This window comes from Aestuariivirga sp., from assembly GCF_044239095.1.
In the GTDB taxonomy this organism is placed as follows: Bacteria; Pseudomonadota; Alphaproteobacteria; order Rhizobiales; family Aestuariivirgaceae; genus Aestuariivirga.
The window spans coordinates 1-13,637 of record NZ_JBIICB010000100.1 but is presented as its reverse complement, the minus strand read 5'-3'; the positions used below and the strand labels follow the sequence as shown (position 1 = coordinate 13,637).

The 13,637-nt window shown below is 66.0% G+C and carries 17 protein-coding genes; 7 read left to right on the top strand and 10 right to left on the bottom strand.

All coding sequences use genetic code 11. The features are described 5' to 3' along the window. Nucleotides 1-64: 64 nt before the first annotated feature. The 3 genes from ACILRA_RS10945 to pdxH are packed head-to-tail and all read right to left on the bottom strand — an operon-like array spanning nucleotide 65 to nucleotide 2,587. Nucleotides 65-1,210, bottom strand: a complete 1,146-nt coding sequence (locus ACILRA_RS10945) for a trans-sulfuration enzyme family protein (RefSeq protein WP_395662136.1) — start codon at nucleotides 1,208-1,210, stop codon at nucleotides 65-67. Beyond that, nucleotides 1,203-1,958, bottom strand: a complete 756-nt coding sequence (locus tag ACILRA_RS10940; RefSeq protein ID WP_395662135.1) for an SDR family NAD(P)-dependent oxidoreductase — start codon at nucleotides 1,956-1,958, stop codon at nucleotides 1,203-1,205. Before ACILRA_RS10940 ends, ACILRA_RS10945 begins: the two co-directional genes overlap by 8 nt. Beyond that, the gene (gene pdxH, locus ACILRA_RS10935) at nucleotides 1,955-2,587 is read right to left on the bottom strand and encodes a pyridoxamine 5'-phosphate oxidase (protein ID WP_395662134.1); all 633 of its coding nucleotides are present in this window, start codon (nucleotides 2,585-2,587) and stop codon (nucleotides 1,955-1,957) included. The genes ACILRA_RS10940 and pdxH overlap by 4 nt, the downstream gene beginning before the upstream one ends. A gap of 192 nt (nucleotides 2,588-2,779) precedes the next feature. Between pdxH and fabI the strand changes: the two genes are divergently transcribed. Genes fabI through aroC form a run of 3 tightly spaced genes read left to right on the top strand, consistent with a single transcriptional unit; the run spans nucleotide 2,780 to nucleotide 5,297 of the window. After that, nucleotides 2,780-3,604, top strand: a complete 825-nt coding sequence (fabI, locus tag ACILRA_RS10930) for an enoyl-ACP reductase FabI (protein ID WP_395662133.1) — start codon at nucleotides 2,780-2,782, stop codon at nucleotides 3,602-3,604. Then, a complete protein-coding gene (locus tag ACILRA_RS10925) occupies nucleotides 3,597-4,202 on the top strand; it encodes a histidine phosphatase family protein (protein ID WP_395662132.1) in 606 nt (201 codons plus the stop codon). The genes fabI and ACILRA_RS10925 overlap by 8 nt, the downstream gene beginning before the upstream one ends. A 9-nt stretch (nucleotides 4,203-4,211) precedes the next feature. Next, on the top strand, nucleotides 4,212-5,297 hold the full coding sequence (aroC, locus tag ACILRA_RS10920) for a chorismate synthase (RefSeq protein WP_395662131.1): 1,086 nt from the start codon (nucleotides 4,212-4,214) through the stop codon (nucleotides 5,295-5,297). Between the two features lie 225 nt (nucleotides 5,298-5,522). Here aroC and ACILRA_RS10915 read toward each other — a convergent pair whose 3' ends face one another. From ACILRA_RS10915 to ACILRA_RS10905, 3 genes are read right to left on the bottom strand one after another with little or no spacing between them, the layout of a single operon-like run. Then, a complete protein-coding gene (locus ACILRA_RS10915; RefSeq protein ID WP_395662130.1) occupies nucleotides 5,523-6,251 on the bottom strand; it encodes a TlyA family RNA methyltransferase in 729 nt (242 codons plus the stop codon). Beyond that, nucleotides 6,241-6,486: an exodeoxyribonuclease VII small subunit gene (locus tag ACILRA_RS10910; protein WP_395662129.1), complete on the bottom strand. Its 246-nt coding sequence runs from the start codon at nucleotides 6,484-6,486 to the stop codon at nucleotides 6,241-6,243. The genes ACILRA_RS10915 and ACILRA_RS10910 overlap by 11 nt, the downstream gene beginning before the upstream one ends. After that, entirely contained in the window at nucleotides 6,486-7,460 is a 975-nt protein-coding gene (locus ACILRA_RS10905) for a histone deacetylase family protein (RefSeq protein ID WP_395662128.1), read from the bottom strand. Before ACILRA_RS10905 ends, ACILRA_RS10910 begins: the two co-directional genes overlap by 1 nt. A gap of 46 nt (nucleotides 7,461-7,506) precedes the next feature. Here ACILRA_RS10905 and ACILRA_RS10900 point away from each other — a divergent pair, with 46 nt between their 5' ends. Next, nucleotides 7,507-8,445, top strand: a complete 939-nt coding sequence (locus tag ACILRA_RS10900; protein WP_395662127.1) for an L-threonylcarbamoyladenylate synthase — start codon at nucleotides 7,507-7,509, stop codon at nucleotides 8,443-8,445. After that, complete coding sequence (locus ACILRA_RS10895; RefSeq protein WP_395662126.1) at nucleotides 8,442-9,863, top strand: FAD-binding oxidoreductase; 1,422 nt, start codon at nucleotides 8,442-8,444, stop codon at nucleotides 9,861-9,863. Before ACILRA_RS10900 ends, ACILRA_RS10895 begins: the two co-directional genes overlap by 4 nt. On the opposite strand, the gene ACILRA_RS10890 is transcribed toward ACILRA_RS10895, so the two are convergent. Further along, the gene (locus ACILRA_RS10890) at nucleotides 9,845-10,507 is read right to left on the bottom strand and encodes an SOS response-associated peptidase (RefSeq protein WP_395662125.1); all 663 of its coding nucleotides are present in this window, start codon (nucleotides 10,505-10,507) and stop codon (nucleotides 9,845-9,847) included. The two genes, ACILRA_RS10895 and ACILRA_RS10890, sit on opposite strands and share 19 nt — an antisense overlap. Before the next feature lie 19 nt (nucleotides 10,508-10,526). Here ACILRA_RS10890 and ACILRA_RS10885 point away from each other — a divergent pair, with 19 nt between their 5' ends. Then, on the top strand, nucleotides 10,527-10,952 hold the full coding sequence (locus ACILRA_RS10885; RefSeq protein WP_395662124.1) for an NUDIX hydrolase: 426 nt from the start codon (nucleotides 10,527-10,529) through the stop codon (nucleotides 10,950-10,952). A 119-nt stretch (nucleotides 10,953-11,071) separates the two neighbouring features. Beyond that, on the top strand, nucleotides 11,072-11,320 hold the full coding sequence (locus ACILRA_RS10880; RefSeq protein ID WP_395662123.1) for a hypothetical protein: 249 nt from the start codon (nucleotides 11,072-11,074) through the stop codon (nucleotides 11,318-11,320). 169 nt (nucleotides 11,321-11,489) lie between these two features. On the opposite strand, the gene ACILRA_RS10875 is transcribed toward ACILRA_RS10880, so the two are convergent. From ACILRA_RS10875 to ACILRA_RS10865, 3 genes are all read right to left on the bottom strand, one after another. After that, a complete protein-coding gene (locus tag ACILRA_RS10875; protein ID WP_395662122.1) occupies nucleotides 11,490-12,122 on the bottom strand; it encodes a LysE family translocator in 633 nt (210 codons plus the stop codon). Nucleotides 12,123-12,127: 5 nt separating this feature from the next. Continuing rightward, entirely contained in the window at nucleotides 12,128-13,111 is a 984-nt protein-coding gene (locus ACILRA_RS10870) for an MDR family oxidoreductase (RefSeq protein WP_395662121.1), read from the bottom strand. A 231-nt stretch (nucleotides 13,112-13,342) separates the two neighbouring features. Next, a partial coding sequence (locus ACILRA_RS10865; RefSeq protein ID WP_395662120.1) for an amidohydrolase family protein occupies nucleotides 13,343-13,637 on the bottom strand: 295 nt, incomplete at its 5' end.

Below are 13,637 nucleotides of genomic sequence, written 5' to 3'. Positions count from 1 at the left end.
GAAACCCTCATCCGTCGCTTCGCGCCACCGTCTCCCATCGGCTGCGCCGGCGGGAGAAGGGAAATCAGCTTCCCGCCAGCGCCTGCTCGAGATCCGCGATCAGATCATCCACATGCTCGATCCCGGTCGAGAGCCGCACCAGATTATCCGGCACCGGGCTTGAGGGCCCCTCCACCGCCTTGCGATGTTCCGCCAGGCTTTCAACGCCACCCAGTGACGTCGCCGGCACGATCACCTTGAGCCGCGTGCAGACGCGCTGGGCATCCGCGAAACCGCCCTTGACCAGAAACGACAACATGCCGCCGAAGCCGTCGCGCATCTGGCGCGCGGCGATGGCGTGGCCCGGGTGCGAGGAAAGCCCCGGGTAGAGCACGCGCTCCACGCCCGGATGCCGCTCCAGATGCCGTGCAATCGCCATCGCATTGGCCGATGCCTGGCGGTAGCGCACGAACAGCGTGCGCATGCCGCGCATCAGCAGGAAGCACTCGAGCGGCGGCAGCGGCGCCCCCATCTTGGTGCGCAACATGCGGATGTCGGCCCAGCGCTGGTTCTCCACGCCCGTCACCAGCACGCCCGCCAGCACGTCGGAATGGCCGTTCAGATATTTGGTGGCCGAATGAAACACCATGTCGGCGCCAAGCTTCAGGGGCTGCGTCGTCACCGCCGCCGTCGCCGTTGCGTCCACCGCCAGGATCGCACCGGCCGCATGCGCCGCCTGTGCCGCGGCCGCGATGTCGATCACGCCCCAGGTCGGGTTCAGCGGCGTCTCGATCCACACGAGGTCGGTCCTGCCCTTCTGCAGCGCGGCCTCCAGCGCCCCGGGCGTCTCGGGGTTGAACAGGGAAAGCGAGATGCGCCCCAGCCCTTCCAGCCGCTTCAGCCAGTCGCGCGTGCCGTAATACATGACGTCGGGTGCTGCCACATGGGCACCCTGCGGCACGGTTTCGAGCAGCGTGGTGATCGCCGCCATGCCTGACGCAAAGAGCAAGGCGGCAGGCCCGCCCTCCAGCGCCGCGATCGTCTCCTCCGTCTGCCACAGCGTCGGATTGCCGTTGCGGACGTAGTTTTCCTTCAGCTTCGGCTGGTAATTCTCATCGCGGGCATAGGTCGAGGAGGTGTAGATCGGCGGCACCACGGCGCCCGTGGCCTCGTCCACCGCGCGCAGGGCATGCGCCGCGATGGTCTCGGGCCGCAGGCTCTCGTTAGACATGCTGGCCGCCATTGATATGAAGCTCCGCCCCCGTCACATAGCTCGACTGGTCGGTGCACAGGAAATAAATGGCCTTGGCCACCTCCTCCGGCTGCCCGAGGCGGCGCTGCGGAATCTGCGCCACGAGCTTCTCCGTGCCCGGAGACAGGATCGAGGTCTCGATCTCGCCCGGCGAAATGGAATTGACGCGCACGCCGAACGGCCCGAAGTCCGCCGCCATTTCGCGCGTCAGCGAGGCAAGTGCTGCCTTCGATGTCGAATAGGCAGCACCCGCGAAGGGATGCACGCGCGAACCCGCGATGGACGTGACGTTGACGACGGCGCCCTTGGCCGCAACGAGTTCGTCCATCAGGCCGCGCGCCAGCATGACGGGTGCGAAGAAGTTGATCTGGAACACCGTCTTCCAGTCCTGCTCCGATGTCTCGATGGTGTTGAGCCTGGCGCCCCCCGGCTTCTTGGGGCTGATCGCCGCATTGTTCACCAGCGCGTGGAGCTTGGAGCCTTGCGCCTTCAGCCGCTCCTTCATCTGCGCGATCGCCGCATGCGTGTCGGTGGAGGAGGCGAGATCGACGACGATATGATCATCAGGCCCCGCGTCCCACGGGCAATCCTCGGGGAAGGGCTGGCGCGAGCAGGTGATGACGCGCCAGCCGGCCGTGGAGAAGCGCTTCACGGTGGCGTGCCCGATGCCGCGGGAGGCGCCGGTGAGGATGAGCGTCTTGCGCTCGGCATCGGCTGTGGTGTTCACGGATAAAGCCTCGCCTTGGTCCAGCCGCTGGCCTCTTCCGGCCTGCGGAACACGACGCGGTCATGCAGGCGGAACGGCCGGTCGTGCCAGAATTCGATGGAGAGCGGCATGATGCGGAAGCCGGACCAGTGGGCCGGCCGCGGCACCTCGCCGATCGCATATTTCGCGGTGTTGAGCGCCACCGCGGTCTCGAGCGCGAAACGGCTCTCCAGCGGGCGGGACTGCTGGGAGGCCCAGGCGCCGATGCGGCTGTCACGCGGGCGCGACGCAAAATACTGGTCTGCCTCGTCCTTGGAGACCTCTTCAACCACGCCGCGCACCCTGACCGAGCGGCGCAGCGACTTCCAGTGGAAGCACAGCGCCGCCTTCATGGTGCCGAGGATCTCCTGGCCCTTCTGGCTCTCGAAATTGGTGTAGAACACGAAGCCGCGCTCGTCATAGCCCTTGAGCAGCACCATGCGCACATTGGGCAGCCCCTCCTCGTCCACCGTGGCCAGCGCCATGGCATTGGGGTCGTTGGGCTCCGAGGCCTCCGCCTCCTTCAGCCACTCGCCGAACAGGTTGAAGGGGTCGTTGCGCTCGGTAAAACCGGCCGAGGCCGTCAGCTTGGAAATGTCGCTCAATGCCATGTGAATTCCTGAGGTTCCGGATGCTTATGCCACCCGCCATGGCTACGGATCAACCACCGGGACAGACCAGCAGCCATGTGCCGGTGCCGCCCCGGGGCGGCGCACGGTTTCCTGTGGACCTCCCTCCTTACATGTGTCAAGTAAACGCCCGCCGGGATACGCCTGGCTTCTCCACATTCCGGACGGGTAAAAATGAGCGATAACAAAGGTTTGATGGCTGGCAAGCGCGGCCTCGTCATGGGCGTTGCGAACAACCGGTCCATCGCCTGGGGCATCGCCAAGTCCTGCGCGGCCCAAGGTGCCGAACTTGCCTTCACCTATCAGGGCGACGCCCTGAAGAAGCGCGTTGAGCCGCTCGCCGCCGAAATTGGCTCGAAGATCGTGGTGCCCTGCGACGTGACCGACATGGCCTCGATCGACGCCACCTTCGCCACCATCGAGAAGGAATGGGGCTCGCTCGACTTCCTCGTCCACGCCATCGCCTTCTCCGACAAGGATGAGCTGACAGGCCGCTACGTCGACACGACGGCGGAGAATTTCACCAAGACGATGTTCATCAGCGTCTATTCCTTCACCGCCGTCGCCCAGCGCGCCGAGAAGCTCATGACCAACGGCGGCTCGCTGCTGACACTCACTTACTATGGCGCGGAAAAGTGGATGCCGCACTACAACGTAATGGGCGTTGCCAAGGCGGGCCTTGAGGCTTCCGTGCGTTATCTGGCCGCCGACCTCGGCCCCAAGGCGATCCGCGTCAACGCCATCTCGGCGGGCCCGATCAAGACGCTCGCCGCCTCCGGCATCGGCGACTTCCGCTACATACTGCGCTGGAACGAATACAACTCGCCGCTCCGCCGCACCGTGACGATCGACGAGGTGGGCGACAGTGGGTTCTACCTGCTCTCCGACCTCGGCCGCGGCGTGACCGGCGAGATCCTGCATGTCGATGCGGGCTACCACATCGTCGGCATGAAGAACCCCGATGCGCCGGACATCACGGTGAACAACCACGGTGAGTAAGCAGCGGCCGCCAATCTATTTCGTCCGCCACGGCGAGACGGACTGGAACGTCCAGGGCCTGATCCAGGGCTGGACGGACATTCCTCTCAACCCCAAGGGCCACACCCAGGCCAGCGCCGTGGCCCGTGCGCTCACAGCCGTGCCCGGCTTCTCGCCAGACTTCGCCTTCGTCGTCAGCCCGCTTCAACGCGCGCGCCAGACCATGGGCTACATCGCGGAGGCCCTCGCGCTGGAGCCGCCGCAGATCGCCATTGAACCCGCCGTCACCGAACTGGGCTTCGGCGTTTGGGAGGGCAAGCCATTCTGGGAGCTGAAGGCCTCCCCCGTCTACCCCGCCCACCCGGAGGACCGCTACGCCTGGCGTCCCGTAAACGGCGAAAGCTATGAGGATGGCCACATCCGCATCAACCAGTGGCTGGACACGCTGGACCGCCCGACCGTCGTCGTCGCCCACGGCGCCATCGGCCGCTGCCTCATTGCCGAGCTTGCGGGCCTGCCGCGCCGCGACCTCGTGGAACTCGAAATGCGTCAGGGCTTCTACTGCAAGCTCTGGAACGGCACGGCCGAGTGGTTTGACGCCGGGGCCAATGCGGCTTAGTTAGGCCCGATGTCGCACAATACATTCGGCAATCTCTTCCGCTTCACCACCTTCGGCGAAAGCCACGGACCAGCCATCGGCTGCATTGTCGATGGCTGCCCGCCCAACCTGCCCCTCACCGCGGACTTCATCCAGACTTTCCTCGACAAGCGCCGCCCCGGCCAGTCGCGCTTCACCACGCAGCGCCAGGAACCCGACCAGGTGAAGATCCTCTCCGGCCTCTTCGAGGATGACCGCACCGGCGGCCCCGTCACCACGGGTGCTCCCATCATGCTGATGATCGAGAACGTCGACCAGCGCTCGAAGGACTATGCCGAGATCCGGGACAAGTTCCGCCCCGGCCATGCCGACTTCACCTATCAGGCCAAATACGGGATCCGTGACTACAAGGGTGGCGGCCGCTCCTCCGCGCGTGAGACGGCGGCCCGCGTCGCCGCCGGCGCCGTGGCCCGCAAGATCATCCCGGGCGTCACCATCAGGGGCGCGCTTGTCCAGATGGGCCCCCACAAGATCGACCGTACCAACTGGGACTGGTCCGAGGTGGACCGCAACCCTTTCTTCACGCCCGATGCCACGGCCGCGGCCTTCTTTGCGGATTATCTCGACGGCGTGCGCAAATCCGGCTCCTCCTGTGGCGCCATCATCGAGGTCACGGCCAGCGGCGTTCCCGCCGGCTGGGGAGCACCCCTTTATGGCAAGCTCGACCAGGACCTGGCCTCCGCCATGATGAGCATCAACGCGGTGAAGGGTGTGGAGATCGGCGCGGGTTTCGACTCCGCCGCCTTCTCCGGCGAGCAGAACGCGGATGAGATCCGCATGCACCACGGCAAGCCGGAGTTCCTCTCCAATCACGCCGGCGGCATTCTGGGTGGAATCTCCACCGGCCAGGACGTTGTCGTCCGCTTTGCGGTCAAGCCCACATCCTCCATCCTCACCACCAAGCGCAGCATCTCGGCGCAGGGTGAGGAGGTCGACGTGATGACCAAGGGCCGCCACGACCCCTGCGTCGGAATCCGCGCCGTGCCGGTAGGTGAGGCCATGATGGCCATCGTGCTGGCCGACCACTTCCTCCGCCACCGCGGCCAGGTGGGTTAGGATCATTCCAAGAAGAGCGAGCAGCAGGATCATGCCCGCTGTTTACAAGGATTAGGAATAAAAGTCAAGGATTAAAATCCTCACGACTCTGTCCCCTTCTCCCGTCCGCAGGATGGGAGAAGGTGGCCGAAGGCCGGATGAGGGCCTGCCTGCCATGCGGAAAGAGCCCTCATCCGCCCTATCGGGCACCTTCTCCCCTTGCTTCGCAACGGGAGAAGGAAATACTCAACCCTTCACCGCCCCCACCAGGAACTCCCGGTTCCCGTCACCACCCTCAACCGGTGAGTCCACCACCCCCAGCACCCGCCAGCCCTGCGCCTGCAGAAAATCGGCAATCTCACCACACACGCGCTCATGCACCGCCGGGTCCGTCACGATCCCGCCACGGCCCACCGCATCCTTCCCCGCCTCGAACTGCGGCTTGATCAGCGCCACCAGCCGCGCCCCCTCTTCCGCCAGCGCCAGCGCAGGCGGCAGCGCCAGCTTCAGTGAAATAAAGCTCACGTCACACACAACAAGCTGAACCGGCCCCACCAGATGCGCCGCGGAAAGCTCGCGCGCATTCAGCCCCTCGATCAGCGTCATGCGCGGGTCATGCAGCATCATCTGCCCATGCCCCACGTCGATTGCCGTCACATGCGCCGCCCCCTCCTCCAGCAGCACTTGCGTGAAGCCGCCGGTGGACGCGCCGATGTCGAGGCAGTTCAGCCCCTGTGCCGGAATTGCGAAATGTGAAAGACCTTGCTTCAGCTTCAGCGCCGCGCGCGACACATAGCCTTGCGCCGCATCGCTGAGGGTGATCGCCTGACCGGCCCCCACCATCTGTGAGGGTTTTCCCGCCACCACGCCATCGATCCGCACCGTGCCGCGCAGCACCGCATCGCGCGCGCGGGAGCGGGAGGGGTAGAACCCCTTCGCCACCAGCGCCTCGTCCAGCCGCTGCCTAGCCGACATCCAGCGGTTCGGTGCCCGACGGTGTTCCATCGGATTTCAGCGTGATCTTCTCGATCCGCGCCTCGGCGGCCTTCAGCAGCTTCTCGCAATGCTTCTTCAGCGCTTCGCCGCGCTCATAGATGGCGATCGACTGTTCGAGGTCCACCTTGCCAGACTCAAGCCTGGTCACGATCTGCTCCAGCTCCGCCAGCGCCTTCTCGAAAGGAAGGCCGGCGATGTCCGCATGCTCCGTCATCAGAGTTCCTCCTCCTCATCGTCCAGCGTATCGTCAATAGAATCGGCATTGCCGCGCATCAGCGCCTGCACGTGAATGCCCACGGAGGCGCTGAGCCCCTGCAGGTCATAGCCGCCCTCGAGCACCGAGACGACGCGGCCGCCGCAGTGGATTTCCGCGGCCTCCATCAGCTGCAGCGTCACCCAGGCGAAATCCTCCTCCGTCAGTTGCAGGCTGCCGAGCGGGTCACGGTGGTGGGCATCAAAGCCTGCCGAGATGATGACGAGGTCAGGCCCGAAGGCATCGAGTGCGGGCAGGATCACCGTTCCCATCGCCTCACGGAACTGCTCGCTGCCATCGCCCGCGCGCAGCGGCGCGTTGAAGATGTTGCCAGCCCCCGTCTCCTGCACGTCGCCCGAGCCGGGGTAGAGCGGCATCTGGTGCGTCGAGCCATAGAACAGGTCGGGGTCAGACCAGAAGATCTCCTGCGTGCCATTGCCGTGGTGCACGTCGAAGTCGATGACCGCCACGCGCTCCGCGTCATAGCGGTAGCGGGCGTAATGGGCGGCGACCGCCACATGGTTGAAAAAGCAGAAGCCCATGGCGCGGCGTGATTCCGCATGGTGGCCGGGCGGGCGCAGCGCGCAGAAGGCATTGTCGGCCTCGCCCCTGAACACCGCATCGACGGCGGCGGTTGCAGCCCCCACGCCGCGCAGTGCGGCCTCCAGCGTTCCCGGAGACATCACGGTGTCGGCATCGAGATACTCGAAGCCCTCGGCGGGCGAGATCGCGCGCAGCCGCTCAAGGTGCTCATAGGCATGCGCGCGCAGGATGTCCTCGTCACGGCCCAGCGGCGCCTCGCGCCGTTCGAGATCGCGGAAATGCTCGCTCGCCAGAATCTGGTTCACGGCCTTGATGCGGTCCACGCGTTCGGGGTGGCCGTCCGGCGTTACATGGCGCAGCGCTGCCGGATGGGTGAAGAGCAAGGTTGTCATGTGAGCCGTTCTAGCCGCTTCGTGCGGGGACTGCTATAGAACCAGCATGGCTGCCCACAACGACATAGACGCCGCTGCACAAGCCCTGCGCGAGGGGCGGCTGGTGGCCTTCCCGACCGAGACGGTCTATGGCCTCGGAGCCGATGCGACGAATGACGAGGCGGTGGCCCGCGTCTATGCCGCGAAGGGCCGCCCGTCCTTCAACCCCTTGATCGCCCATGTTCCGGATGTCGAACAGGCCTTTGCACTCGGCCATTTCACGGCGGAGGCAAAGGCACTCGCCAGCGCCTTCTGGCCAGGACCTTTGAGCCTTGTGGTGCCGCGCGCGGCCTCCTGCCCCGTCTCGCTTCTGGCGAGCGCGGGCAATGACAGCATCGCCATCCGCATTCCGTCGCACCCGATGGCGCTCGCGCTGCTCAAAGCCACGGGCCGCCCGGTGGTGGCGCCCAGCGCCAACCCCTCCGGCAAGATCAGCCCCACCACGGCAGAGCATGTGCGCCGCCACCTGAAGGACAAGGTAGCGATCGTGCTCGACGGCGGGCGCTGCAAGGTCGGGGTCGAGTCGAGTGTGGTGAGCTTCCTCGCGGACGGCCCCAAGCTGCTCCGCCAGGGCGGCGTGCCGCGCAGCGAGATCGAGACGGTGCTGGGCCACGCCATCGCCGTCGAAACCCATTCCGCCCGCCCGCATGCGCCGGGCCAGCTCCTGAGCCATTACGCCCCCCACGCGGAACTCCGCCTCAACGCCGATGCGCCGCGCACGGGCGAGGCCTATCTGGGCTTCGGACCCCTCCATGCCCATGGGCCCTGGACGCTCTCCGCCAGGGGCGATCTGGTCGAGGCCGCCGCCAGTCTCTTCCGCCTGCTGCACGAGATTGATGCCACGGGTGTTGCCCGCATCGCGGTGGCCCCCGTGCCGCACCATGGGCTGGGCGAGGCCATCAACGACCGGCTGCTGCGCGCGGCCGCACCGCGTGAGACCGCATGACCCCGCCGCCCGGCACGCTCGACAGGCTCGCCGCCGTGGTGGGCGAGAGAAACGCGATCCGCGATCGCGCGGCGATGGACGGCTACATGCGCGAATGGCGGCAGATCTGGGTTGGCCGCTCGCCCCTGGTGCTGCGCCCCGCCTCGGCAGATGAAGTCTCCCGCATCCTCGCCATCGCGAATGAGACCCGCACTGCCATCGTCCCGCAGGCCGGCAACACCGGCCTCTGCGGCGGGCAGATCCCGACGGATGAGGGCCATGAGGTGGTGCTCTCGCTCGACCGCATGAACCGCATCCTCGATGTCGACCCCGCCGACAATACGATCACGGTCGAAGCGGGCGCCATCCTCAAATCCGTGCAGGATGCTGCGGATGCACAGGGCAGGCTGTTCCCCTTGAGCCTTGCCTCCGAAGGCTCCTGCCGCATTGGCGGCAATCTCTCCACCAATGCGGGCGGCCTCAACGTCATCGCCTATGGCAACACGCGCGACCTGTGTTTGGGGCTTGAAGTGGTGCTGGCCGATGGCCGCGTGTGGAATGGCCTCAAGCGCCTGCGCAAGGACAATACGGGCTACGACCTGCGTGACATCTTCATCGGCGCCGAAGGAACGCTCGGCATCATCACCGCCGCCGTCATGAAGCTGTTCCCCAAGCCCCGCCGCCAGGAGACGGGCTTCATCGCCGTGCCCTCGCCGCAGGCCGCCGTCGATCTCCTCTCGCTTGCAAAGGACATGAGCGGCAATCGCGTCGTGGCCTTTGAACTCATCGCCGACATTGCGCTGCAATTCGCTATCCGCCACGCGGGCGTGCGCCATCCGCTGGCTGCATCCTCTGCCTGGTATGTGCTGGCGGAACTGGCTGACCCGGTTCCGGGCGCCATGATGGCGCTTCTTGAAGCGGCGATGGAGCGCGGCCTGGTGACGGATGGCGCGCTGGCCCAGTCAGACAGCCAGCGCAGCGCCTTCTGGGCCACGCGCGAGCTGATCTCGGAATCGCAGAAGCCCGAAGGCGGCTCGATCAAGCATGACGTGTCGGTTCCGGTCTCGAAGGTTCCGCAATTCCTGGCAGAGGCGGATGCCGCCGTCAGCCGCCTCATTCCCGGCTGCCGCTTCGTGTCCTTCGGGCATCTGGGTGATGGCAACATCCACTACAACATCTCCCAGCCCACCGGCATGGACAAGCACGCGTTCCTCGACATGTGGGACGCGATGAACGACGTGGTGTTCGAGGTGGTGGGCCGCTTCAACGGCTCGATCAGCGCCGAGCATGGCATCGGCAGGCTCAAGGCCCATCGCATGGTGGAGATCAAGTCGCCCGTGGAACTCGGCATGATGCGCGGCCTCAAGCAGATGTTCGACCCCAACAACATCCTCAACCCCGGCCGCGTGCTGCCCGGGGATCAGAACAGGTCGAGCTGAGCGGGCTTTGCAGGCGGCGGCTTCGGCGGGGCCTGGCGCCCGATGACGGTCGGCACAGCATCGAAACTGTCATCGGGTGCGGGGCGGATCAAGCCTGCGGCGTCTTCCGGCTCCCCCGTCAGCCAGGTTTCATAATCCCCGGGCGCGATGATGACCGGCATGCGGTCATGAATGGCGGAGAGTTCCGCATTGGGCGCGATGGTCATCAGGATCGCGGTTTCGAGTTCTGAGCCGTCCGCCCCCATCCAGTGTTCCCACAGCCCGGCCAGCGCGAAGAGGCCCCGGTCCTTGCGCTGCACGTGAAAGGGCGTCTTGCGCCCCTCCGGGCCCGACCATTCGTAATAGCCGTCGGCGGGCACAAGGCAGCGCCTGCGCAGCATGGCATTGCGGAAGGAGGGCTTTTCGAGCACCGTTTCGCCGCGCGCGTTGATCATCGGCTTTCCCGGCTTCACCTCCTTCACCCAGGCGGGGATGAAGCCCCAGCGCACCAGCGCGAAGCGGCGCTGGCCGTTCTCCATGCGGACGACGGCGATGGGCTGGCCCGGCGCCACATGGGCGCGCGGCGGAAAATCGGGCTCGTCAGGATAGTTGAACAGCGCGCGGGTTTCCCCCGGGCGCTTCGTCAGGCTATAGAGTCCGCACATGGGTGGAGAATAACCTCGGATGGTCACGGCGCAACACCTGCCGAAGCTCGGCGTCTCAGTATCGGTCTGGCGGGAGGGCAAGGTCCTGCTGGTCGAACGCGCCAAGGAGCCGAAGGGCATCTGGGCCTTTCCCGGCGGCCATGTGGAACCGGGCGAAAGCCTCGAGGCGGCGGCAGCCCGCGAACTCCACGAAGAGACCGGCCTCACCGTGCGCCTGGAAGGCCTCCTCGGGCTCTACGAGGTGATCCGGCGGGATGCCGCGGGCAACCCTACGGTTCACTACGTGATCGCCTGCTACATCGGACATGCCGGCCCGGAAGAACCGGTGGCCGCCAGCGATGCTGCTGCGGCGGAATGGGCGGACCCCGAAGGGCTCGGCGCCTATGCGCTGGCGCCCAACATCGCCGATGCCGTCGCCAAGGCTAAGAAACTGCTGAGCACATAGCCCAACTCTGCGGGCTGACATTAACCTTTGCATAAGGATCGGGTGGCCCCGGCGGCGCTGCCTGCTAATGTCCGGGGCTTGGGCGGCACGGCCGGTGACTGATGGAAAAAATGCTGACAATGGCGGACAGGACAATCGATACCGATCCGGTTGAGGAGAAGCAGCTTGCCCTCCGCTATCTTCTCGATGCATGGGAAGAGGCCGCCTACGAGGGCGTGGACCGCGACTGCCTCGCCACCGCGGCGATTTTCGCAGCCCTGTCCGACCTCATCACCACCTATGGCGAGGAACCCGTGGCGGTGATGTGCCAGCGCCTGCCAGAGCGCGTGCGCGCGGGCGAATTCACCCTCGCGCAAAGCCGCCAGTAGACGCCAGCCGCCCGGTGCGGCCAGGTGGGACCGCCTGGTCAAAAAGATCGAGCGGCGGGCTATCAGTTGAGATCACTGGAATATCTGAACTCCATTCTTTCCGTCACCCCAGCGAAAGCTGACATGACGGCGAGATTTGGGAGTTGACCTCAACTGACCGTCCGGCACTCTAAGTCAGGGCTTCCATCAGCAGCGCGAAGCCGAAGGCTGCGATCAGCAGGCCTGTCCAGCGGTTGACACGGTCGAGGGTCTTCTCGCCGATCCTCGCCTTGAAACGCGAGACGGCGAAGCTCACGAACAGCCACCATAGGGCGCCGCCGATCAGCACCCCGGCCACGACGGTGGGCGGCCTGTGCCAGGCCTCCTCGAGGCGCAGCACCGTGCTCATGCTCCCGAAGATCGCCAGAAAACCGAAGAAGATGCCAGGGTTGGTGATGGTCAGGCTGAAGGCCGTCAGCATCCGCCCCGCAATCTCGCGCTTGCGCGGCAGATCCTGAATCTGCAGTGCCGCGAGCGCGATGTGGGTGCGGGCGAGCTTTACCCCCATCACGACGAGCAGGCACCCGCCCACGATCATCAAAAGCCGCGCATGATCGGCCACCATATGCGCGACGGATTTGACCCCGTAGGCCGCGGCCACCGCATAGAAGCCATCGGCCAGCACGGCCCCCAGCCCCACCAGAAAGGCCACGGGAAAGCCGCGCCGGATGGCGTTGCGGATGACGAGCAGGTTGACCGGCCCCAGGGGTGCGGTCACCGACAGGCCGATGGCGATGCCGGTGGCGAGGAGGACGAGGTCCATCGGCCCTAGCGGATGTCCACCACCACGCGGCCCTTGACCTTGCCCGCCACGATGTCAGCCGCGACCTGCGGCACCTGCTCCAAGCTCACATGGCTGGTGAGCGCGTGGAGCTTCGAGAGGTCGAGATCGGCCACCAGCCGCTCCCACACCTTGAGGCGGCGCGGCATGGGGGTGGAAACCGAGTTAATGCCGACGAGCTTGACACCGCGCAGGATGAAGGGCGCGACATTGGTGGGAAGATCCATCCCTTGCGCATTGCCGCAGGCCGCGACCGTGCCCTCGGGGTTCATCTGCGAAATGATGTTGGCGAGCGTCACCGAGCCAACCGAATCGACGCAGCCCGCCCAGCGCGACTTGGCCAGCGCCTTGACCGGGCCGTTGAACTCGTTGCGATCCACCACGCCCGCAGCACCCAGGCTCTTGAGGAAGGGCTCCTCCGAGACGCGGCCCGTGGAGGCGATGACGCGGTAGCCGAGCTTGGCGAGGATGACGATGGCCGTAGTGCCGACACCACCCGCAGCCCCGGTGACAAGAATGTCACCATCGGACGGCTTCACCCCCTGCTCCTCGAGGGCCATGACGCAGAGCATCGCGGTATAGCCCGCGACACCCACCGACATGCAGTCGGCCGCCGTCCAGCCCTGCGGCACGGGAACGAGCCAGTCACCGTTGACGCGCGCCACCTCCGAGAAGCCGCCGTGGTGGCCCTCGCCCACGCCATAACCATTGAGAACCACGTGATCACCCGCCTTCCAGCGCGGGTTGGTGGAGCTTCGCACCACGCCTGCGAAGTCGATGCCGGGGATCAGCGGAAAGCGCCGGGCGATGGGCGCCTTGCCGGTGATGTTGAGGCCATCCTTGTAGTTGACGGAGGAATGGGTGACGTCAACCGTGACGTCGCCCTCCATCAGATCCTGCTCGTCGAGCGTGGTGAGTTCGGCCGCCTGGCCGGCGTCGGTCTTGGTGATGAGAATGGCACGGAAGGACATGGGGGTTTTCCTTTCAGATGGGTTCGAGGATGCGGGATGATCATCCTGCATTCCTCTCCCCCTCCGGGGGAGAGGGAAGGGTGAGGGGGGTCTGTCCGCGGGACCGCTGCCTGAATGGTGGCGCGGAATGTGCTGCGGAATTCTTCGTCCCACCGGACTCGCGGTCGCACCCCCTCACCCCTGCCCTCTCCCCCACATACGTGGGGGCGAGGGGGAATGTGTGGGGAGTGGTCACAGCGCCTCCACGAAGCGGATGGGCTGGCCGTGGGCTTCGCCGATGATCTCGCCGTTCCACATGACGCGGCGGCCGCGGATCATCGTGCCAACAGGCCAGCCGGTGACCTCGCGGCCGTCATGGGGCGTCCATTTGCAGCGGCTTTCAATCCAGCCATTGGTGATGGTGCGCTTCGCCTTCATGTCGACGATGGTGAAGTCGGCGTCATAGCCCTCCGCGATGCGGCCCTTGCCGGCAAGCCCGAAGATGCGGTTGGGGCCATGGGAGGTGAGGTCGACGAAGCGCTCGAGC

Excerpts from the sequence above, each read along its gene's own strand:
- ACILRA_RS10905 (WP_395662128.1), bottom strand. The coding sequence starts at position 7,460 with ATGACAACCTTGCTCTTCACCCATCCGGCAGCGCTGCGCCATGTAACG.
- ACILRA_RS10885 (WP_395662124.1), top strand. The coding sequence starts at position 10,527 with ATGGTCACGGCGCAACACCTGCCGAAGCTCGGCGTCTCAGTATCGGTC.
- pdxH (WP_395662134.1), bottom strand. The coding sequence starts at position 2,587 with ATGGCATTGAGCGACATTTCCAAGCTGACGGCCTCGGCCGGTTTTACC.
- ACILRA_RS10875 (WP_395662122.1), bottom strand. The coding sequence starts at position 12,122 with ATGGACCTCGTCCTCCTCGCCACCGGCATCGCCATCGGCCTGTCGGTG.
- ACILRA_RS10900 (WP_395662127.1), top strand. The coding sequence starts at position 7,507 with ATGGCTGCCCACAACGACATAGACGCCGCTGCACAAGCCCTGCGCGAG.
- ACILRA_RS10915 (WP_395662130.1), bottom strand. The coding sequence starts at position 6,251 with ATGTCGGCTAGGCAGCGGCTGGACGAGGCGCTGGTGGCGAAGGGGTTC.
- ACILRA_RS10870 (WP_395662121.1), bottom strand. The coding sequence starts at position 13,111 with ATGTCCTTCCGTGCCATTCTCATCACCAAGACCGACGCCGGCCAGGCG.
- ACILRA_RS10890 (WP_395662125.1), bottom strand. The coding sequence starts at position 10,507 with ATGTGCGGACTCTATAGCCTGACGAAGCGCCCGGGGGAAACCCGCGCG.
- ACILRA_RS10910 (WP_395662129.1), bottom strand. The coding sequence starts at position 6,486 with ATGACGGAGCATGCGGACATCGCCGGCCTTCCTTTCGAGAAGGCGCTG.
- fabI (WP_395662133.1), top strand. The coding sequence starts at position 2,780 with ATGAGCGATAACAAAGGTTTGATGGCTGGCAAGCGCGGCCTCGTCATG.
- ACILRA_RS10880 (WP_395662123.1), top strand. The coding sequence starts at position 11,072 with ATGGCGGACAGGACAATCGATACCGATCCGGTTGAGGAGAAGCAGCTT.
- aroC (WP_395662131.1), top strand. The coding sequence starts at position 4,212 with ATGTCGCACAATACATTCGGCAATCTCTTCCGCTTCACCACCTTCGGC.
- ACILRA_RS10895 (WP_395662126.1), top strand. The coding sequence starts at position 8,442 with ATGACCCCGCCGCCCGGCACGCTCGACAGGCTCGCCGCCGTGGTGGGC.
- ACILRA_RS10945 (WP_395662136.1), bottom strand. The coding sequence starts at position 1,210 with ATGTCTAACGAGAGCCTGCGGCCCGAGACCATCGCGGCGCATGCCCTG.